This window comes from Christiangramia sabulilitoris (genome assembly GCF_007050985.1).
GTDB classification, from domain to species: Bacteria; Bacteroidota; Bacteroidia; order Flavobacteriales; family Flavobacteriaceae; genus Christiangramia; species Christiangramia sabulilitoris.
This window is the reverse complement of sequence record NZ_VHSF01000002.1, coordinates 763254-784680: the sequence shown is the minus strand read 5'-3', so window position 1 is coordinate 784680 and position 21427 is coordinate 763254. Positions and strand designations below refer to the sequence as shown.

The following is a 21427-nucleotide window of genomic DNA, read 5'->3' as shown; positions in this document are numbered from 1 at the left end:
TCCTTTTGTTATACCCCCATCCCTACATTGTAAGTTGACTTTTTAGCTGTGTAATTTATTCATTAAAAAAATCAACTAAAATGAGAACAATTGCAAGATTATTAGTTTGCCTTATTATGCTAAGCCTTAGCGCTTCAGTATCGAGCCAGGAGGCGAATGCAGAAGCACAAAGCCAGGATTACCAGCCGGTATATATTACCATGACAACAACCCACTGGAGCGACGATCCAGATATCGACTTTTCAGACTGGTTGGATACGGAAAAGGAATATTTCAATAAAGTGACCAGTAAAAATGACCTGATTCTAAATTCTGGTGTTTACACCCATTATTTCACACCAGATAATTCAGAGGTTGTATTGGTGAATGTTTATCGAACATGGGCCGATATTGAAAAAGCGAATGAAAGAAACCAGGAACTTATTGAGGAAAGCTGGCCAGACGAGGCTAAAAGAAAGGAATTTTTTGACAAGCAAAGCAGCTATTACAGTCCGCAGCATAAAGATGAAATTTATCAATCCATGAATTTTGCGATTCCCCCGGCAAAAAATACCGGTAGTACCCCGCGGGTTATTTATGTTCGCACCAGCGACCTGGCCATGGATGGAAAAGGCTCTCCAGAGAACTTCAGGGAGTACCACGAAAAAATTACTAAAAAGTCCAAGAACTTAAAAGGGTACTATACTCACAGGCATCTTTGGGGTTCTAACAGCAGGGAGATGGCCGAGGTCTTTATTTTCGACAAGCTTGCCGATATTGAGGCATTTTTCGATGAAGAACAGGAACTGGTCGAAACTAACTGGGCAGACGAGAAGGAAAGAGAAGAGTTTATGATGGAAATGGGAAAAATATTCACTGGAAAACACGGTGATTATATTTACAGAACCGTACCTGAACTGGTGAAGAGTAATCAATAAAAAACTGGTCCTGAGCTTCTTGGTTCAGGACCATATTTTTGAGTGAAAAATAATTTTATTTTTCGCTTAAATTCTTTTGTGTAATTGAAATTGTAGTCTATATTTGCATCCGCATTCAGGCAAGGGCGCGTAGCTCAGTTGGTTCAGAGCACTTGGTTTACACCCAAGGGGTCAGGGGTTCGAATCCCTTCGCGCCCACAGTAACAGAAAGGCTTCCAGTTTTGGAAGCCTTTTTTTATAGCGGTGAAATTAATTTTAAATTCGTTTTTTTTCTGCCTGTAATTATAGAATTTTAATATATTTGCATCCGCATTTAAGCAAGGGCGCGTAGCTCAGTTGGTTCAGAGCACTTGGTTTACACCCAAGGGGTCAGGGGTTCGAATCCCTTCGCGCCCACAGAGTGAAAAAGGCTTCCAGTAACGGAGGCCTTTTTTATTTCCAGCATTTATTTCATCTTTTCTGGTTATACACATTCACCTTATTCAATAAATTATAAAGTTGGTATCTTTCTGTTAAGGCTAAGTGAATTTTCGCGATTAAATCGGGGTGAACCGAATCACTTGTGTTCTGGAAACAGCAAATTTTCAGTAATATAAATTTTTTATTATTACAAAATCATTGTTTTTTCCTGATTAACAAATTGATGAATAGGTATTTATCGCTGAGTGTAATTTTCAGTATATTGTAATCTGTTTGCCAAAAAATCGAGTTTACGATGAGTGATAAGCATTATAAGATCACCAATTACTGGAAAAATCAATATTCTTCAAAAATTCAAAGTTCAGAAAAGTATAATGTTCCTAAACATTTCAGGAAAATGGCCTCTCTTATGGCTCCCGGTAAATCGTTTTATTATGTCGCCAATTTTCATACACTCGCTCTCGAAATGGTTTCTGATTCGGTTACAGCTTTTACCGGAAAAGATCCAGAAGAGGTAGATCTGGAGTTGCTTCTTTCCCTGGCTCTTCCGGAGGAAATAGAAAAGATTCATTTAAAGGAAAAAGTAATTTCAGAGTTTTATCTTAATCATTTAAATCCATCAGAAATGCTGGATTATAAGCTTGTATATACATACAGGTCCAGGGATTACAGGGGTAAGGAGCGTCTTATGCTGCACCAGGCAACCTGTTTATCCATAAATGAGCAGGGAAGATTCGTACATGTGTTTAGTATTCATTCAGATATAAGCCATCTGGCATCCGGTTCCTCTCAGGATATTTCCTTTATTAATATCGAAGGCGGAAAATCTTATTATAACATAGATTCTTCCACAGGAACTTTCAACCGGAATAAACTGAGCAGAAAAAGAAGTCTTCAGGAAATATTAAGTGAACGTGAACTGGAAATTATAAAGGAACTTGCTTTAGGGAACAGCGCAGATGAAATAAGCTCTAAATTAAATATTTCACCTCATACCGTTAAAACGCATAAAAAGAACATCCTGCGAAAAACTGACTGTAAAAACTCTACACAACTAGTCTCGATTTGCCTCGCTGAAGGTTTGATTAGTATATAAATTCTGACTCTTAATTAGATCCACGAATTTTAAATAGCTGGATTACTGTTGGTTAAAAAGAAATACCTATAAAGGGGTATTGTAGTAAGTTGCTGAATCTTATAGTTTTATTAGCGTTAATTTTGTCCAACATCTGAGCATGTATATCAGGCATTAGACGAAAGCAACTTTCTCCCAAAATCTATTTTAATGGAACGGGCTCCCTATAGTCCTGGTTCTTTAGCCGGCTTAGCTAATAAGGCTTAATATAAACTAACCAATATTATATCATGATTACTCCCCCCTTTTCCAGGAGAATATTCTTTCTCGCACTGCTTTTTATTGTTTCATTTCAAATTAATTCTCAATCCAGTTCTGAAACTGTAAGTATTCCGGATTCTAATTTTGAACAAGCGCTCATTGATCTAGGAATTGATAGTGACCAAACTCTTAATAATTCTGTGTCAGTTAGTGATGTGGAACTTATAGAAACTTTAGATGTTTCAGGTTTGGGGATAACAAGTCTAACCGGGATAGAGGCTTTTGCAAATCTGAAATTTTTGTATGCCTATAATAATGAATTGACTGGGATAGATGTATCAAATAATCCCCTTCTGGTTCATTTATCTTTAAATAATAATAGTCTAACACAGCTTTATGTAACAGATAATTTGTTCCTGAAAGAAATACATGTAAATAATAACCGGTTGATTGAATTAAATTTAGGGAATCATCCTGAACTGGTAATATTACATGCCGGAGGAAACCAAATTAACACAATTGATTTATCTGGATCCCCCGATCTGGCATCACTTATCTTATGGGGTAGCAATATTGGTAACATAGACCTTGGCAATAATACAGAGCTTACTGAATTGGTTATAGATGATAATAATCTAAGTAGTCTGGATGTTTCCTTTAACTCCAAACTCAAATTTTTGTATGCTAGTAATAATCAACTTATAAATTTGAATATTGCAAACGGTAATAATCTGAATTTTACTCCTCCAGATTGGAACAATTATTCCCTGGTGGTTCAGGGGAATCAGGGTTTAAGCTGCATACAGGTGGATCCAGAAATGATGGGAGCAATACCTTCAGACTGGGTAAAGGATTATGCCACAGTTTATTCCAGCGATTGTGTTACAAAACCAGAATATGTTAATATCCCAGACCCAAACTTCGAACAGGCCCTTATAGACCTTGGAATCGATTCTGATGCTACACTTAATTCTTTGTTATTATTGAGTGATGCCGAAAGTGTTACCAACCTTAACCTTCGTTTGCCGGTTAATTTTCCTAATGGGGGAGGAAATATGATGATTACTAATGTAAATTCAAGTATCACTGATCTTACGGGAATTGAAGCTTTCGTAAATCTCAAGGAATTGCTGGTTGATTCGAACAATCTTGAAGAACTGGACTTACATAGTTTAAATGATCTGAACCTCTTATATGCCTCTAATAATAATTTGACTCAACTAGATCTAAGTCAGAACCCAGGGTTGCGATATCTTCGTTTAAATAAAAATCCATTGACGCAAATTAACTTAAGTAATAATACAAATCTTGAGTTTTTAAACATTAATTATAACAATATTACCCAGTTAGATCTTTCCCAAAATTCTTTGCTAAGAGATCTACAATTTTTAGGTAATCCTGTTTCAAGCATCGATACACAAAACTTATCGTTACTTGAAACCCTTTATTGTGGGAAGACTAATATTACTTCTCTAGATCTTAGTAATAATTTAAAATTGAAAAACCTCAATATAGATGATCTTTCAATTGCCCAACTGGACTTAAGCAAATATCCTGAACTGGAAAAGTTATGGGCAAGAAATACCAGCTTAAATACAGTCGATTTTAGCAATAATCCAAATTTACTGCAGGTCTGGATAGAGTATTCACCTTTAAGGTCAATAGACTTAAGTAATAATCCGGCATTGTTTGCATTGGTTCTTCAAAACAATAGCTCATTAGCCCACCTGGACTTAAGGAATGGAAATAATTCTGCTATCACTTTTTTATTGCTGAATAATACACCTAATCTCACTTGTATTAATGCCGACGAAAATATTTCCCAGGCCATGATAGCCTCTGGAAAAACATTTAGTACCGATTGTGGGGATTTTGTTCAAATTCCAGATGCCAATTTCGAACAGGCGCTTATTGATCTTGATATTGATAGTGATGGAGTAATTAATCAAAAAATTTTAAGAAGCGATGCTGAAGCGGTAACTGAATTAAATATTTCTGACCCTTTAAATAATCCAAATCTGCCCAGTGTTGATGCAAAAATTGAAAATCTGACGGGCATTGAAGCTTTTACATCCCTTATGGTTTTGGATTGTAGGAAAAATGAAATTCAGGAATTAAAGCTTTTCAATAATACCCAATTGATTGAGTTACATAGTACAGAGAACCTATTAACCGAATTGGACATTAGGAATAATCCCTCCCTTTCAATTTTATATATTGAAGACAATCAAATTCAGGAGTTGAATCTAACCAATAATTCAGCTCTAACAGTATTGGAATGTGGTAGGAATCAATTAACTCAATTAGACGTGAGTAATAATTCGTCCCTTAGAACTTTAGGGTTTGGATTGAATAATATTAGAGAAATAGATGTTTCTAATAATTTCGAACTGAAAGTTTTCTGGTGTAATGGAAATCCTATTACACATTTAGATCTTGATGCGAATACAAATCTAATTGGATACGGTCTTTCAAGCACACCTTTGGAGTATGTTACGCTGAAGAATGGAAATAATAGTAATGTTACCTATTTTGAAGCGAATAATACACCTTCTCTGGGATGTATAAATTCTGATGCTGTCGTTTCTGAAGCTATGACCAGGTGGAATGATAAAACTTTTAGCGAGGATTGTTCTACTTCTGTCGCAGGAAAGTGGATAATTGCACCAGAAACAGGTTCATTAAAGGTTGGTCCGGCGCCTGGCTCCGGACAATACTGGACATTCAATGCCAATGGAACCGATATAGACGATAGACGTTGTTATTTGGATGATGTTTACGAGTTTAGGGAAGATGGTTCCTTTAGAAATGTTCAGAGTGAAGAAACTATACTGGAACCTTTCCAGGGTGTTGAAACCCAGGTATGTGGTGTTCCGGTAGCTCCTCATGATGGAACAAATCCAGCTACTTATACTTATGATCAAATCAATGGGACTATAACCTTAAACGGGAAAGGTTCATTTTTAGGACTCGCGAAAGTTGTGAATGGAAGGGAATTGGAAGATCCGAATGATGCTCCGGATTCAATCACTTATCATGTTTTTTTTTCTGATAATGGTGACCGGATGATTGTTTCGATTGAATCAAATCCAGGTCTTTTCTGGACTTACACCATGATCAAAGACGCTGTTTTTATTCCGGATACTAATTTTGAACAAGCGCTTATTGATCTTGAAATTGATAGTGATGGAATAATTAATCAAAAAATTTTAAGAAGCGATGCCGAAAGTGTGACGGAACTGAATTTGACTAATCCGAAATTTGCTTCTGATCAAAGATACGCCAATAGTAATATTGTGAATGTGGAGGGAAAGATTCAGGATCTAACAGGGATTGAAGCTTTTAAAAATATTACAAGATTGTCTGCCTGGGACAACGCTCTATCCAGTATAGATGTCTCAAACAATATTTTATTGGAAAGACTGGAGTTGATAAATAATCAAATCACATCTATAGATGTTTCTAAAAACGTAAAACTTAAGGTGTTGTGGCTAGAAATGAACCAGCTTCAACAAATTGATGTAATTAAGAATACTGAACTGGTTAATCTGGCTTTAGGTTATAACCAGCTAACCGACATAGATGTAACTCAGAATTCCAAATTATGGGCTCTTACAATTGAAGGTAACAATCTTACAACCATTGATGTTTCACAAAATACCGTAATCGCACAAATCTGGCTTGCCGAAAACCCGAACCTTACTCATGTGGATTTCAGTAAAAATACAGCAATGTATGGGTTGGGTATCTACGATACGTCCATCAAAACCCTGGACCTCTCTAACAATCCTATGACTCGATTGTATTTGGCTAATAATCCAAATCTTGAACATGTTGATCTTAGAAATGGGAACAATTCCAATCTCAATGAATTCTGGGTAGATAATACACCAAAGCTTACCTGTATCAATGGAGATGCTGAAATCTCGCAGGCTATGATCGATTCCGGAAAATCTTTCAGCGAGGATTGCGGGGACTTTATTTATATCCCCGATGCGAATTTTGAACAGGCGCTAATAGATTTAGGTATTGATAGTGATGACGTGGTGAATACTTCTATATTGAGAAGTGATGCAGAAGCTGTAGATTATTATTTGGATTTTCAGAATCCGAAATTCGCTTCATATGGCACTGGAAATACACAATTAATTAATGTGGAAGGAAAAATCGAAGATATTACAGGGATAGAGGCATTTGTAAATGTTCTTGGATTGAATTTATCTGATAATAACCTTTCGAGCCTTGATCTTTCTAATAATACTAAGATCACTAATCTATATGTTAATGACAATAGATTAACAGCTATCAATATTTCTAATTGTTCTGACCTAAGGTTTCTTCATCTAGGCAATAATGAAATCAACAATATAGATGTTTCCAATAATCCATTACTGGAGGAACTGGCGGTCATAAATAATAACCTTACTGAGATTAATATATCTGGTAATCCCTTAATTAAATGGTTGCACTGTGCAGATAACGATCTTTCAAGTCTTAATATGGCCAACGGGAATAATGATAATTTTGAGGGTCCCAATTGGTCTGCATATGCCTTTTGGGCAACTGGTAATCCTGGTCTTTCCTGCATTCAGGTTGATAATAGTATAGTCAATAATGTTCCGAGTGATTGGATTAAAGATCCATTAGCAATATATTCAAGCGATTGTGTAACCAAGCCTGAATATGTAAATATTCCTGACCTTAATTTTGAGCAGTCTCTTATTGATCTGGGAATCGACAGTGACGGTGTGACTAATACCTGGTTGCTGAAAAGCGATGCTGAAGCTGTCACGGAATTGAACCTGAATAATCCAAAATTTGACCCATCTATATTTGCTAATCCGGAGATAATAAATGTTTCCGGTAAGATTGCCGAGCTTACAGGGATTGAAGCCTTTGTGAACCTGGTTTCCCTGGTGGCTGCTTTCGGAGAATTAAGTGAGGTAGACCTTTCAAATAACACCAGTCTTGAAGAACTATTTTTAAATGACAATCAGCTTTCTGGTGTGGATGTGTCTATGCTTTCCAATTTGAAAAGATTCGGAATTATGCGTAACCCGATCACCTCAGAAATCGATGTTTCAGGCAATCCTGCCCTGGAAGAGCTATTTGTACATTATACAGGAATTAGCTCGATTGATCTTTCAGGGAATCCTAATCTTTGGAATCTATTTATTCAAAATAACCAGCTTACAAGCCTTGATCTTTCAGCAAATACTGCACTAAAGAGAGTGAGTGCCCAGCATAATTTTATTCCTCAACTAGATATTACCAGCCTTTCGTCAATCGAGCGGATCGATGCGCAGTACAATACAAACATGATCCTGTTGACTGGAGTAAATGGGAATTCTACGTTGAAATTTTTAAACCTTTCGGGAACAGGCTTAAGCAATTTCAACGGTGCACCCTATCCAAATCTCGAATGGCTGTCGCTTAATGACAATGACCTGGGCAATTTTAATGGGAATAATAACCTTTCGCTTCAGAACCTGTTCCTCAGTAATAATGCGGTCAAAAAGCTGAATCTTACCGGAAATACGCAGCTTACCCGTTTAGAGGTAATGAATAACGCAATGGAGGAACTGGACCTGCGGAATGGAAATAATGCCGCACTTGGCACGCTTAGGGCGTCAGGAAATTTGCTTACCTGTATTTCGGTAGACGATCCTACAGACGCTACAATGCCATATGAAAACTGGGAGCTGGATCTTGGTGTCCAGGTAAGCATCAACTGTAAACAGGCTGAAGAGGTAGTGATCATTCCAGATCCTGCCTTTGAGCAGGCCCTTATAGATTCAGGCTACGATACAAATGGAGGGGATGAAATTACCGGGAATATCCTTTTATCTGAGGCGGAAGCTGTAACCATCCTCAATGTGGTCGGAAGTAATATCACAGATGCTAAGGGAATCGAGGCTTTCGTGAATCTTATCGAACTCGATATAAGCAATAATGCCCTGGCGGAGATCAACCTTCAGGAAAATACTGACCTGGTTAGCTTGGATATTTCAGGAAATGGATTAAGCGAGTTATTTATTAGTAACGGAAAGATCATGACTAGTCTTAATGCCGCAAATAATAACCTTTCTACGCTCAATTTTGCCGACCTAACGAACCTGCAAAGCCTGGATATTTCGGGTAATCATTTCCAGTCTCTCAATTTCAGTGAATTTGGAGTTATCACATCCCTGGATGTAAGCAATAACCAATTGGAGAGCCTTGATCTTCGAAATGGAAATAATGCAGAGTTAAGCAATATGAACGCAGCAGGAAACCTTCTCAACTGTATTGGGGTGGATGATGCGACTAGTATTCCGACGGGATGGTCCAAAGATGCTGCTACTGAGTATACAGCCACCGGAGATTGTCAGGCGCCCGTGGTTGTAACAAGAAACCTCACGGTATTCCTGGACAGGAATGGTATGGTTGAAATTACTCCCTCAGACATCGATAATGGATCTTATGATGCAGTGACAGAACAGAAAAATCTTGTATTTGAATTAAGCGATTCCCAATTTGATTGTGAGGACCTGGGTGAGAATAAGGAAGTGCAGTTATCCGTCACAGATTTATCTGGAAATACAGGTGAAGCTGCAGCTTTTGTAACCGTCAAAGATGAAATTGCTCCAGATGTAAATGCTGTAAGATCAATAACCCTGGATCTTAACGGGGCGGCTACAGTAGAGTTAGATCCTCTTAGCCTTGATAATGGTTCATCAGATAATTGTACAGGACTCGATTTTGCGATAGATCAATCCAGCTTCAGTTTCCCTGGGACCTATACTGTTGAATTTACCGTTTCAGATTTATCTGGCAATTCTTCTACTGCTAATGTAGATGTTGAGGTTTTGGATAGTGCAAGTGAGCCAACCTCTTTAAAGTTCAAAAAGAACCTTGTGGCTACAGTATACCCGAATCCGTTTACTGATAAAATAAGGATTGGATTTTCCAAGGCTATAGATCTGAATAGCGTGGAAGTAAACCTTCATACCATGTCACCCTCGCTTACAGGGGTGGAATTTGAGATAGAAGGCGATGAGATCGTAAGCATAAATGCGGAAATCTTACCGGCAGGAACCTATTCCATAATAATCAGCGTGAGTGGAGAAACTAAATCAGCATTAGTAATTAAAGAAAATTAGAAAATCGCTTAAATAAAAAGGGAGGCTTTCATTGGCCTCTTTTTTTATTTAATTTCAATTCTGTTGAAAAGACTTTTAATATATTTACCCGATCATAATGGAGTGTTAGCTCAGTTGGTTCAGAGCATTACCTTGACAGGGTAGGGGTCACTGGTTCGAATCCAGTACACTTCACAGAATAAAAGCCGGTAAATTTCTTTGCCGGCTTTTGTTTTGGAATAACTATAAATCGTTTTTTTGTATGCTCTCGAGAGCTTTTTCCAGGGCCATGCCTCTGGATCCTTTAATAAGGAAATAACAGTTTTGAAAATTGCTGCCTTTTAAATGTTCTATCAAATGATCTGTATCTCTGAACCGGAAGATCAGGTTCCCGTTAGAATCTGTATTTTTAAAATTTGTACCTACGAGATAGGATTCTGAAAAATCACTGTTCTTTACATAATTTGCGATCACCTGGTGTTCTGTTGCCGCAGCACTGCCCAATTCAAACATATCACCGAGGATGGCGATCTTTTGTTTGTCTGTTTTTAAACTCTTGAAATTCTCCAGAGCGGCATGCATACTTGTGGGATTGGCATTATAAGCATCCATGATGATCGTATTGGTCCCGGTTTGAATGATCTGTGACCTGTTATTTTCTGGAGTATAATTTTCTATCGCCTTTTGGATCTCAGAAAATTCAACTTTGAAATATAGACCAATACACAGGGCTGCTGCCATATTGGTCGCATTATAGCTTCCGGTTAGTTTGCTTTTAAATACGGTATTGTTGAAATTTAACTGGGCAAAGGGCAGGCCAGGCTGGTATTCAAGTTTCACATCTGCAGCCTTGGTCGTTCCAAAGCTGAAAGTGTGATTGTATCCTTCGTGTTTGCGCTGGATTTCGTCATCCAGGTTTAGGAAAATAAGTTTGTGCTTTTCCTGTAAAAATTTATATAACTCAGACTTTCCTTTAATAACTCCTTCAACGCCACCAAATCCTTCCAGGTGTGCTTTTCCAAAGTTTGTAATATAACCGTAATCAGGGTTGGCGATGGTGCATAGAAATTCAATTTCCAGTTGATGGTTAGCTCCCATTTCGACAATTCCAAATTCTGTTTGATCGTCCATTGAAAGCAGGGTAAGGGGAACTCCTATGTGGTTATTTAGATTTCCGGTGGTGGCTATGGTTTTATATTTTCTGGAAAGAACCGCATTCACGAGCTCTTTTGTGGTGGTTTTGCCATTGCTGCCGGTGATGGCAAGAATGGGTATGCCTAAATAATTTCTATGGAAAATTGCGAGCTTCTGCAGGGTCTCCAGAACATTTTTAACCAGGATAAATTCTTCTTTATTTTTCACGAACCTCTTATCGTCAACAACAACGTAGCGGGCTCCTTTTATTAAGGCCTCTTCAGCAAATTCATTGCCATTAAAATTGCCTCCCTGCAAAGCAAAGAACATGCTGTTTTTTCTGATCTTTCTGGTATCTGTATCTGCACCGGTACAGAGTAAAAAGCGTTGGTGTAGTCTGGCTGTATTCATAAAATAAATCTATAAAAAAAGCCCTAAACAAGTTAGGGCTTTAAGTATTATTTAGGTTGCGTTCGTTAATTGTTGCGCGCAGTCTTATTTTTATTAAGTGATTTGGAACCTACTCTGGACATAGCATTTCTGAAACCAATATAGTCTGTAGCCATGTCCTGAGGGAAGTAACGACGTTGGGCAGGATCCAGCCAGTAAGCTCTGTCTCTCCAGCTTCCGCCTTTATAAACTCTTACTTCATCAGATATAAGAGAAGTTCTTTTTTCCTTGTCGTAACCTCTTTCGGTAATTCCACCTTCAGAAGTGCTGTCTGCGAAAGTGAAGTTATCATAAGTCGGGGAGTTGTACATTCTTTTAGAAGGATCTTCATCTACTTCCTGGAATGGTTGATAATACCTACTTGAACTTTTATCTCCATCACGGAAATCTCTCTGGTCACTTTCGGTAAAATTTGTTCTCATGTAAGTGTCATCTGCAGTAACCGGCACCTGGGCGATTTCACCCGGTAGGTTCCTGGCGACGAGTTTACCATTACTTAAGGTATCATACACCACATCATCTGTTCCCACAACTTTTACAGATCCATCCTCATTGATGGCGTGTTTTGTATAAACGTTACCTCGGTAATAATTGAAGTCATTAAATTCATCGTCAACGATTGGTCGGTAAACATCTGCTACCCATTCAGAAACGTTTCCGGCCATATCATATAACCCAAAATCATTTGGTTCATAAGATTTTACTTCAGCAGTTATATCTGCTCCATCATCACTCCATCCGGCAATTCCACCGTAATCTCCATCTCCCTGCTTAAAATTGGCAAGTTGATCACCCATCTTCTTAACATCTCCATTTCTGGTATACTGTCCATCCCATGGATATTTTTTTCTACCGCGATAGATGTTGTAATTTCTTATTCCAACCAGGCCTAAAGCAGCATATTCCCACTCGGCTTCCGTTGGTAATCTGTATTCTGGATAGATAAGTCCGCTTTCTCTTCCGGGAAATACTTTTCTAATTGGTTCACCAGCGTCATTGGTTTCAGATAACCTGTCCTGAGCTTTGTCACCACCCTGACTAACATCGGTATTTCCGCCATAAGCTTTGCTGGGAGTGTTAATATAGGTGTCTGTGTTAAAAGTAGATGATGCATTTACATCTGTATAGCGAGCACCTTCTTTAGTGAAACCTTCTTCCTCCAGTCGATATTCATTAACCCTGTCTGTTCTCCATTTGCTGAATTCTACAGCCTGGATCCAGCTAACTCCCACTACGGGATATTCAGCGTAGGCAGGGTGACGCAGGTAGTTAGTTACCATGGTCTCATTATAACCTAACCTGTTTCTCCAAACCAGTGTATCTGGAAGAGCACCATTATATATATTCTTATAATTTTCTTCACTAGGAGGGAAAACTCTTTTCAGCCAGTCCAGATATTCGAGATACATCTTGTTGGTAACCTCGGTCTCATCCATATAAAAGGATTGCACGTGCTGCTGTGTTGGAGTGTTATTCCAGTCATGCATCGGGTCATCCTGAACACGTCCCATGGTATAAGTTCCGCCTTCAACGAAAACTAAACCGGGAGCTGCTTCCTGTTCTTTATAATTGGTATTGTACTGAAAACCACCTTCGTCTGAGTTTATATCCCAGCCGGTGGCACGGGAGGTGTTTTTGTAATTATTGGATTTGTTACAACTAAGTAAGCTAAGGCCGCAAATTACAGCAATAACGCCTTTTAAAGCTACATTCAATTTCATATTATTTCCTTCTTTATGATAGAAATTTAGGCTCTGCAATATACTAATTAACGATAAATGTACAAGATTATTTTATTTATTATGAAAGTCCGTAAAATCGTATAACTCTCTGATATGCTATAACCTATGATTGTTTTATATTTGGTTTAAACCTAGTGTTTTAGGGTTGAAAAAATTACCAGACTTCTACTAACGTAAACGGTCTCCAAAAATTGTATGCAATTAGGTTTTTTGCCGATTTTAGAAGCCTCTTGCCTGCCGCTTGCAATAAAATCAATTTAATTGAGTTATATTCATTAATCCCCAAAGTTTTCAGACTCATTAAATTATTGGATTTTAAAGGTTAGGAAGGCTTTTTCAGCTGAGTGTTCTTTCTTAACAGGAATATTACTATATATTTGTTTATCATTAACTACTATAATGAAGAAAATTACATTCTTTTTGATTGCGGTAATATTATTTGCCGATTTTTCAATGTTTGCTCAAAACGACAGGGATAGGGTAATTACTACAGCAGTTCCCTTTTTATTAGTAGCTGCAGATGCAAGGGCAGCGGGAATGGGTGACCAGGGCGTGGCTACTTCTCCAGATGTTTTTTCACAACAATGGAATCCAGCCAAATATGCCTTTGCCACCAGGGAAAATGGTATTGCCGTTACCTATACTCCTTATCTTAGTGAAATTGTAAATGATATCTTCCTGGGAAGTTTGAACTATTTCCATAAAATCAATGATCGTAGTGCCGCAGCGGCCAGCTTGAGATATTTTAGTCTGGGGTCTATAGAGACCAGGGGTAGTTTTGAGGAGATTCCACTTTTAGTGAATCCTAATGAACTTACTTTTGATATTTCCTATGCCCTTAAATTAAGTGAAACTTTTTCCATGGCTGTTGCAGGTAGGTACCTGAGATCTGACCTTGGATTGCAGGATACTGAAGATCTTGGTGCTGCTTCTACTTTTGGTGTGGATGTAGCTGCTTTTTACGAAGGAGAGCAATTGACTTTTAGTAATTTTGATGCCAGATGGAGGTTAGGTGCAAATATCGCCAATATTGGTCCTAAAATGAAATATGATGATGCGGGACAGGAAAATTTTATTCCTACCAACCTGAAACTCGGTGCAGGTTTCGATTTTATTTTCGATGCAGACAACCGTTTGGGAACTTATGTGGAATTTAATAAGTTACTGGTTCCTACTCCTCAGGATTTCGATGATGACGGTGATATTGATGGTGAGGACGATGACGAATATAACGAGATTGGATCTATAGAGGGAATCTTTAAGTCTTTTGGTGATGCTCCAGATGGTTTTTCAGAAGAGTTAAAGGAACTTACTCTTGCCATAGGTGCTGAATACTGGTACCAGGAAAAATTTGCTTTAAGGGCGGGTTATTTCAACGAAAGTGAGGAAAAAGGATTTCGTAGATTCTTCTCTTTAGGAGCTGGTTTTGCTTACGAATCTGTAATTATAGATGCTTCCTATTTATTTTCTACCTCATCTGTTCCAAGTCCATTAGAAGGCACATTAAGATTTGGTTTAAGCTTTAATTTTGGCGATAGCTTCAGCAACTAAAATTCAAAATCTTAAAACATTCAAATATTAAATGGAAACCATACCGGTTTCCATTAACTTGTCTGCCCAATTATTTTTTATGAAATCACTTACAATTACTTCCTCACTGGAAGTTTATGAATCTCTTGACGAAATGCCTGAAGAGATTCAGGTTTTGATGCAAAAGGCAATAGAAGTAAGGGATGAAGCTTATGCCCCTTACTCCAATTTTAAAGTAGGAGCTGCCATACACCTGGAAAATGATAAGGTTGTTGTTGGAAGTAATCAGGAAAATGCCTCCTACCCCTCGGGCCTTTGTGCTGAAAGAACGGCGGTTTATTATGCCGGCGCTAAGTTCCCCCATTCAAAAATCCTGAAAATAGCAATTTCAGCGAAATCTATGCGGCAAAAAGTAGATTCCCCGGTTCCTCCTTGCGGAGCGTGCAGACAGGCACTGGTAGAATACGAAGTTAAGCAGGAAGAGCCTATTGAGCTATATTTTATGGGTGAAACGGGGAAGGTGATGAAAGCAGAATCTGTCAGGGATCTGTTGCCTTTGGTTTTTGATAGTAATTGCCTATAAGGTTTTCGTTATTTTTTGCGGTAAAACTGTTTTCGATTCTTCCTGAAAATAGTATTTTTGTTATCCGCTTGGCAAAATCAATCTGTCCGGCCTTTAAATATAAATTTTAGATGAAGAAAATTACAAAAGCCACCTACTTAAAGTGGTACGAGGATATGTTGTTCTGGCGCAAATTTGAGGATAAGCTTGCGCAGGTTTATATTCAGCAGAAAGTTAGAGGATTTTTACATTTATATAACGGGCAGGAAGCTATTTTAGCCGGAGCATTGCATGCAATGGATCTTGAAAAAGATCGTATGATCACTGCTTACCGAAACCACGTTCAGCCTATCGGGATGGGAGTGGATCCTAAACGGGTAATGGCCGAGCTTTATGGTAAAAAGACCGGTACCTCTATGGGACTTGGTGGTTCCATGCATATTTTTGCAAAAGAGCAAAGATTTTATGGAGGTCATGGTATCGTAGGCGGGCAGATTCCGCTGGGTGCAGGACTGGCTTTCGCAGATAAATACCACAAAAGAGATAATGTAACCTTAACCTTTATGGGCGATGGTGCAGTTAGACAGGGTTCGCTTCATGAAACTCTGAATATGGCCGTAAACTGGAATCTTCCGGTTGTTTTTTGTGTAGAAAATAATGGATATGCTATGGGAACTTCTGTAGCACGTACTTCTAAAGATACAGAGATTTGGAAGCTGGGTAATGGTTATGAAATGCCATGTGGCCCGGTGGATGCCATGGATCCTGTAAAAGTAGCTGAAGCATTGGATGAGGCAATCACCCGTGCGAGAAAAGGAGATGGTCCTACCTTCCTGGAGTTAAAAACTTACCGTTACAGAGGACACTCTATGAGTGATGCTCAAAAGTACCGTACCAAGGACGAGGTTGCAGAATATCAAAAGCTGGATCCAATCACCAAGGTTCGCGATATAATCAAAGAGAAAAAATACGCTTCAGAAAAAGAGATTAAAGAAATCGACCAGCGAGTGAAGGACAAAGTTTCTGAATGTGAAAAATTTGCGGATGAATCTGATTTTCCAGACAAGAATGTAATGTACGACGTTGTTTACGAACAGGAGAATTATCCGTTTCTAGCACATAAATTAGATTAGACTATGGCAGAAGTTATCAAAATGCCACGTTTGAGCGATACCATGGAAGAAGGTACCGTTGCAAAGTGGCTGAAACAAGTAGGAGACAAAGTAGAAGAAGGAGATATTCTGGCCGAGATCGAGACTGATAAGGCTACCATGGAATTCGAATCATTCTACGAAGGAACTTTGCTTCATATTGGTGTGGAAGAAGGTGACGGAGCGCCGGTAGATGAGCTGTTGGCTATCATTGGTGAGGAAGGTGAAGATATTTCAGACCTTATTAATGGCGGTGGAGATGGTGATTCTTCTGGGGATAAAGAAGAAAAGAAAGAAAAGGAAGAAAAGGAAGAAGATGATTCTGAAGAAGATAATGGTAGTGCTGAAGCAGGGGAAGTTCCGGAAGGAGTAGAAATCGTCAAAATGCCGCGTTTGAGTGATACCATGGAAGAAGGAACCGTGGCCGCATGGCTTAAGCAGGAAGGTGACAAAGTAGAGGAGGGAGATATTCTTGCTGAGATCGAAACCGATAAGGCTACAATGGAGTTTGAGTCTTTCTACGAAGGAACACTTTTAAAAATTGGAATTCAGGAAGGGGAATCTGCGAAAGTAGACAGCCTTTTAGCTATAATTGGTCCGGAGGGAACAGATATTTCGAAGATTGATACTGCTGGGGGTGGTAAAAAATCGAAAAAAACTGAATCTTCAGAAGATCAAAAAGATGATTCTAAGGAATCTGAAGATAAAAAGGAGCAGGAGAAATCATCATCTTCAGATAGCTCTGCAAAGGATGGTAAAAGAATTTTTGCTTCTCCACTTGCTAAAAAAATGGCTGAGGATAAAGGGATCGATCTTTCAGATGTAAATGGTTCCGGAGAAAATGGCCGGATCATTAAGAAAGATATCGAGAACTTTAAAGGAGCGGAGAAGAAAGCCGCACCTGAGGCAAAATCAGATTCAGCTGAAAAAACTACTGCTGAAGTACAACCTTATACTCCTGCCGGAGAAGAAAGTTTTGAGGAGCGTAAAAATTCTCAAATGCGTAAGGTGATCGCCAAGCGACTTGGGGAATCTAAATTCACGGCGCCGCATTACTACCTGACTATAGAGGTTGATATGGAGAATGCGATGACTTCCAGAGAGCATATTAATGAAATGCCAGATGTTAAGGTATCTTTTAACGATATGGTTATAAAAGCTTCTGCGATGGCATTGAGAAAACATCCGCAGGTGAATAGTCAGTGGACAGGAGACACAACTAAGATCGCCAAGCATATTCATATGGGAGTTGCAGTTGCGGTTGAAGAAGGACTGGTAGTGCCTGTGCTTAAATATGCAGATCAAATGTCGCTTACGCAGATTGGCGGTAATGTGAAAGATCTTGCCGGGAAAGCCAGAAATAAAAAGATTCAGCCATCAGAAATGGAAGGCAGTACATTTACTGTTTCTAATTTAGGAATGTTCGGTATCGTTGAATTTACCAGTATCATAAATCAGCCAAACTCGGCAATTCTTTCAGTAGGAACTATTGTTGAAAAACCGGTGGTTAAGAATGGTCAGATTATAGTTGGAAACACTATGAAATTAACCCTGGCATGTGATCACCGTACAGTTGATGGTGCAACGGGAGCAGCGTTCCTAAAAACATTAAAGACCTACCTTGAAAATCCAGTAACAATGCTGGCTTAATTCAAGCTTCTAATAAAATTCAAATCCCGCTTAATCGCGGGATTTTTTTATCTTTAGCAATATGAGAAAACAATTGAATCCTGTCTGTTATATGACTATCCTCCTGATGCTTTTTATTTTTCAAATAGGAAATGCTCAGGCTCCTGCCAGTAAAACCATTAATGTTTCTGAAGCTGAGGTAACGAAAGACCTTTTCTACCTGTCGTCTGATGAGCTTGCCGGAAGAGAGACTGGCTCCAATGGTATTGAAAAAGCAGCTGTTTACCTGGAAAAAAGATTTTTTGAAATTGGATTGAAGCCCTATTATAAAACTTACAGAGATAGTTTTATGGTTGGTAAAAAACATGCCTATAATATTGTAGGTGTCCTGGAGGGTAACGATGAGAGACTGAAAAAAGAATATATCATTATAGGAGCCCATTATGATCATATTGGGCATGGTAAAAAAGTGAATGGAGATGATATTGCTAATGGCGCCAATGATAACGCCGCCGGCACCACGGGTGTGGTTCAATTGGCAAAGCATTTAGCCGAAAGCGGGAGCAACAAACGCAGTATTATTTTTGCTTTGTTCAGTGGAGAGGAAAAAGGATTGAAAGGATCTAAGCATATGGCAGAAGAGCTAAAGAAAGAGAATATAGATCTGTATGCAATGATCAACCTGGAAATGATTGGTGTGCCTATGAAGGCGAAAAGTTATATGGCCTATATCACTGGTTTTAAAAACTCAAATCTTGCTGAAAAATTCAATGATTATTCAGACGGGCAGAAAGTTCTTGGTTTCCTTCCGCAGGCAGGGCAAATGAATCTTTTTAAACGAAGTGATAATTATCCATTTTACCAGGAGTTTGGTGTGCCGGCCCAAACCATTTGTACTTTCGATTTTTCAAACTATCCCTACTATCACCACGTAGATGATGAAGCAGAATTTATGGATGTTTCTCATATGGCCAATCTGTTAGAAAATCTGATTCCCGGAATAGAGAAAATGGCTTCGACTACAGACAGGGAAATTAAAATGACAGAATAATGAAAAACATAGTTATTACCGGTACCAGCAGAGGGATTGGATATGAGTTAGTTTCAATCCTGGCTAAGATGGGGCACAACATTCTGGCCCTATCCAGGAATGACAGACCGGTAAATGAATTGAATCTTGAAAATGTTCGGGCATTTTCTTTCGATATTACCAGTGAGGACTCTATGCTTAAAGCGGAGAGTTTTATTCAGCATGACTGGGGATCCCGGGTAGACATACTTATAAATAATGCCGGTACTTTATTAAGCAAGCCTTTTAGCGAAACCGGCTGGGAAGACTTTCATGAAGTTTACAAAGTTAATGTTTTCGGTGTGGCTGAAATCATTAGAAAGTTGCTGCCATTTTTAAATAATGATTCCCATGTGGTTAATATAAGCAGTATGGGTGGGATCCAGGGAAGCATGAAATTTCCTGGGCTGGCGGCGTATAGCAGTAGTAAAGGTGCTTTGCTTACTTTAACGGAAATGCTCGCCGAAGAATATAAAGAAAATGGGCCTTCATTTAATGCGCTGGCTCTTGGAGCAGTACAAACTGAAATGCTGGAAGAAGCTTTTCCGGGTTATGAAGCTCCCGTTACGGCCGGGCAAATGGCCGGATATATTGCTGAATTCAGCTTAAACGGACATAAACTGTACAATGGTAAAATACTACAGGTGTCCAATAGTACACCATAGAAGATGCAGGAGATCCTGAAAAAATATTTACCCGTTAATGCGGTAGAGCCTGTCTCTGAGCTAATAAAATTAAAGGACGTTCACCTCAAGATAGTAAACGAAAGGGTTACCAGGCATGGAGATTACCGGCGGATGCCCGATGGCTCACAACAGATTACCATCAATGCGAATTTGAATAAATACAGGTTTTTGATCACTACTGTTCATGAGATCGCTCATCTCATTGCTTTTGAAAAATATGGCCGAACTATAAAACCACATGGTGCAGAATGGAAGCATTGTTTCAGGAAATTAATGTTGCCTTTTATCAGGCCCGAAATTTTTCCGAATTCCTTACTTCCGGTAATCGCAAATCATTTTAGGAATCCTAAAGCAAGCAGCGATACAGATGCTAAGTTATCTGTAGCTTTAAAAAGCTTCGATGAGGAGAATGATAAAAGTTATGTGTTTGAGATCCCATCTGGCAGTTTATTTAAGATCCATAATGGTAAAACTTTTAAAAAAGGCCCCAGGAAGATCAAGAGGTATGAATGCCTGGAGTTGGATACCGGTAGAATTTATCTTTTTCAGCCAAATGCAGAAGTACATTTAATCAAGGTTTAAAATATGACAGGTACAAAAAGAGATAATTATTATGGTATAATAATGGCCGGTGGGGTAGGATCAAGGTTCTGGCCTTCCAGTAAAGCTTCCAGTCCCAAGCAATTTTTGGATATACTTGGGGTTGGAGAGACTCTCTTCCAGACCACTTTCAACAGACTGGCAAGGCTCATACCTGCAGAGAATATTTATATTCTAACCAATGAAAAATATGTGGACATGATCAAAGATCAGGTTCCTAATATTCAGGATGAGCAAATAGTTCCGGAGCCTGAAATGCGTAATACGGCCCCAAGTATACTTCTGGGAGCTCTAAAGATCCATAAAAAAAATCCCGATGCCTTGACCGTTATTGCTCCAAGTGATCACTGGATTAAGGAGGAAGAAGCTTTTTTAGCATCGGTTCAAACCGCTCTGGATAGTGCTGAAAAAAATGATCGTTTGTTAACCTTAGGGATCGAACCTACAACCCCTAATACCGGTTATGGTTATATAAAATATGATAAAAACGATGAAGCTGAAGTAAAAAAAGTGCAGCGGTTTACCGAGAAGCCAAATTTAAAAAAGGCTGAAGAGTTTTTAAAGGCAGGTAATTATGTGTGGAATGCCGGTATTTTTATCTGGCGGGCAGAATTTATTATTCGATTATTTGAAAAATACCTGCCAGAGATGTATAGATTATTCGAGCATGGGAATTCTTACTGGAATACAGAAGAAGAGAAAGAGTTTCTTGCGAAAAACTATCCACGGGCAGCCAATATTTCTATAGATTATGGAATCATGGAAAAATCTGATTCGGTATTTGTGATTCCGGTTAAATATCACTGGAGTGATCTTGGTACCTGGTCTTCTGTGCAAAGTGAATTGCCACAGGATGAGATTGGAAATACGGTGGTAAATGGTAGGTTGATAGCAGAAAACTCAGAAAATAATATTATTTCTACCTCAAATAAAAAGATAGTAGTTTTGAAGGATCTTTCAGATTATATCATCGTGGAGGACGAAAATGTTTTGATGATAGTCCCTAAATCTGAGGAGCAGGAAATAAAGCGAATACGCGAACAGGTGATGAAAGATTATGGGGACGATTTAGGATAGTTA

The 21427-nt window shown here is 38.6% G+C and carries 13 protein-coding genes and 3 tRNA genes; 14 read left to right on the top strand and 2 right to left on the bottom strand.

The window, feature by feature from the left end; all coding sequences use genetic code 11:
• Positions 1-80 precede the first annotated feature (80 nt).
• The 6 genes from FGM01_RS10140 to FGM01_RS10115 all read left to right on the top strand — a co-directional run bounded on the left by FGM01_RS10140 (position 81) and on the right by FGM01_RS10115 (position 9989).
• Entirely contained in the window at positions 81-917 is an 837-nt protein-coding gene (locus tag FGM01_RS10140; RefSeq protein WP_143411042.1) for a hypothetical protein, read from the top strand.
• A 123-nt stretch (positions 918-1040) separates the two neighbouring features.
• Positions 1041-1115 (top strand) — tRNA-Val (locus FGM01_RS10135).
• 123 nt (positions 1116-1238) lie between these two features.
• Positions 1239-1313 (top strand) — tRNA-Val (locus tag FGM01_RS10130).
• A gap of 319 nt (positions 1314-1632) precedes the next feature.
• Entirely contained in the window at positions 1633-2433 is an 801-nt protein-coding gene (locus FGM01_RS10125; RefSeq protein WP_143411041.1) for a response regulator transcription factor, read from the top strand.
• 269 nt (positions 2434-2702) lie between these two features.
• Positions 2703-9815, top strand: a complete 7113-nt coding sequence (locus FGM01_RS10120) for a hypothetical protein (RefSeq protein WP_143411040.1) — start codon at positions 2703-2705, stop codon at positions 9813-9815.
• Positions 9816-9914: 99 nt separating this feature from the next.
• A tRNA-Val gene (locus FGM01_RS10115) sits at positions 9915-9989 on the top strand.
• Between the two features lie 48 nt (positions 9990-10037).
• On the opposite strand, the gene FGM01_RS10110 is transcribed toward FGM01_RS10115, so the two are convergent.
• Both FGM01_RS10110 and gldJ read right to left on the bottom strand, forming a co-directional pair.
• On the bottom strand, positions 10038-11339 hold the full coding sequence (locus FGM01_RS10110) for a UDP-N-acetylmuramoyl-tripeptide--D-alanyl-D-alanine ligase (protein ID WP_143411039.1): 1302 nt from the start codon (positions 11337-11339) through the stop codon (positions 10038-10040).
• A 65-nt stretch (positions 11340-11404) separates the two neighbouring features.
• Positions 11405-13099 carry a gliding motility lipoprotein GldJ gene (gldJ, locus tag FGM01_RS10105; protein ID WP_143411038.1) on the bottom strand — a complete coding sequence of 565 codons (1695 nt, stop codon included), beginning with the start codon at positions 13097-13099 and terminating at the stop codon, positions 11405-11407.
• A 420-nt stretch (positions 13100-13519) separates the two neighbouring features.
• Between gldJ and porV the strand changes: the two genes are divergently transcribed.
• From porV to FGM01_RS10065, 8 genes are all read left to right on the top strand, one after another.
• Positions 13520-14671: a type IX secretion system outer membrane channel protein PorV gene (gene porV / locus FGM01_RS10100; RefSeq protein WP_143411037.1), complete on the top strand. Its 1152-nt coding sequence runs from the start codon at positions 13520-13522 to the stop codon at positions 14669-14671.
• Between the two features lie 79 nt (positions 14672-14750).
• The gene (cdd, locus tag FGM01_RS10095) at positions 14751-15233 is read left to right on the top strand and encodes a cytidine deaminase (protein ID WP_143411036.1); all 483 of its coding nucleotides are present in this window, start codon (positions 14751-14753) and stop codon (positions 15231-15233) included.
• 110 nt (positions 15234-15343) lie between these two features.
• The gene (pdhA, locus tag FGM01_RS10090) at positions 15344-16345 is read left to right on the top strand and encodes a pyruvate dehydrogenase (acetyl-transferring) E1 component subunit alpha (RefSeq protein WP_143411035.1); all 1002 of its coding nucleotides are present in this window, start codon (positions 15344-15346) and stop codon (positions 16343-16345) included.
• Between the two features lie 3 nt (positions 16346-16348).
• Positions 16349-18013 carry a pyruvate dehydrogenase complex dihydrolipoamide acetyltransferase gene (locus FGM01_RS10085; protein WP_143411034.1) on the top strand — a complete coding sequence of 555 codons (1665 nt, stop codon included), beginning with the start codon at positions 16349-16351 and terminating at the stop codon, positions 18011-18013.
• 61 nt (positions 18014-18074) lie between these two features.
• Entirely contained in the window at positions 18075-19043 is a 969-nt protein-coding gene (locus FGM01_RS10080; RefSeq protein WP_243735785.1) for a M20/M25/M40 family metallo-hydrolase, read from the top strand.
• Positions 19043-19726, top strand: coding sequence for an SDR family NAD(P)-dependent oxidoreductase (locus FGM01_RS10075; RefSeq protein WP_143411033.1), 684 nt, complete (start codon positions 19043-19045; stop codon positions 19724-19726). Before FGM01_RS10080 ends, FGM01_RS10075 begins: the two co-directional genes overlap by 1 nt.
• A 3-nt stretch (positions 19727-19729) precedes the next feature.
• Complete coding sequence (locus tag FGM01_RS10070; RefSeq protein WP_143411032.1) at positions 19730-20329, top strand: SprT-like domain-containing protein; 600 nt, start codon at positions 19730-19732, stop codon at positions 20327-20329.
• 3 nt (positions 20330-20332) lie between these two features.
• A complete protein-coding gene (locus FGM01_RS10065; protein WP_143411031.1) occupies positions 20333-21424 on the top strand; it encodes a mannose-1-phosphate guanylyltransferase in 1092 nt (363 codons plus the stop codon).
• The last annotated feature ends 3 nt before the right edge of the window (positions 21425-21427 follow it).

Bases quoted from the DNA above. Each gene is read 5' to 3' on its own strand.
- cdd (WP_143411036.1), top strand. From the start codon at position 14,751: ATGAAATCACTTACAATTACTTCCTCACTGGAAGTTTATGAATCTCTT.
- porV (WP_143411037.1), top strand. From the start codon at position 13,520: ATGAAGAAAATTACATTCTTTTTGATTGCGGTAATATTATTTGCCGAT.
- FGM01_RS10080 (WP_243735785.1), top strand. From the start codon at position 18,075: ATGAGAAAACAATTGAATCCTGTCTGTTATATGACTATCCTCCTGATG.
- FGM01_RS10085 (WP_143411034.1), top strand. From the start codon at position 16,349: ATGGCAGAAGTTATCAAAATGCCACGTTTGAGCGATACCATGGAAGAA.
- pdhA (WP_143411035.1), top strand. From the start codon at position 15,344: ATGAAGAAAATTACAAAAGCCACCTACTTAAAGTGGTACGAGGATATG.
- FGM01_RS10075 (WP_143411033.1), top strand. From the start codon at position 19,043: ATGAAAAACATAGTTATTACCGGTACCAGCAGAGGGATTGGATATGAG.
- FGM01_RS10065 (WP_143411031.1), top strand. From the start codon at position 20,333: ATGACAGGTACAAAAAGAGATAATTATTATGGTATAATAATGGCCGGT.
- gldJ (WP_143411038.1), bottom strand. From the start codon at position 13,099: ATGAAATTGAATGTAGCTTTAAAAGGCGTTATTGCTGTAATTTGCGGC.
- FGM01_RS10120 (WP_143411040.1), top strand. From the start codon at position 2,703: ATGATTACTCCCCCCTTTTCCAGGAGAATATTCTTTCTCGCACTGCTT.
- FGM01_RS10125 (WP_143411041.1), top strand. From the start codon at position 1,633: ATGAGTGATAAGCATTATAAGATCACCAATTACTGGAAAAATCAATAT.
- FGM01_RS10140 (WP_143411042.1), top strand. From the start codon at position 81: ATGAGAACAATTGCAAGATTATTAGTTTGCCTTATTATGCTAAGCCTT.
- FGM01_RS10070 (WP_143411032.1), top strand. From the start codon at position 19,730: ATGCAGGAGATCCTGAAAAAATATTTACCCGTTAATGCGGTAGAGCCT.
- FGM01_RS10110 (WP_143411039.1), bottom strand. From the start codon at position 11,339: ATGAATACAGCCAGACTACACCAACGCTTTTTACTCTGTACCGGTGCA.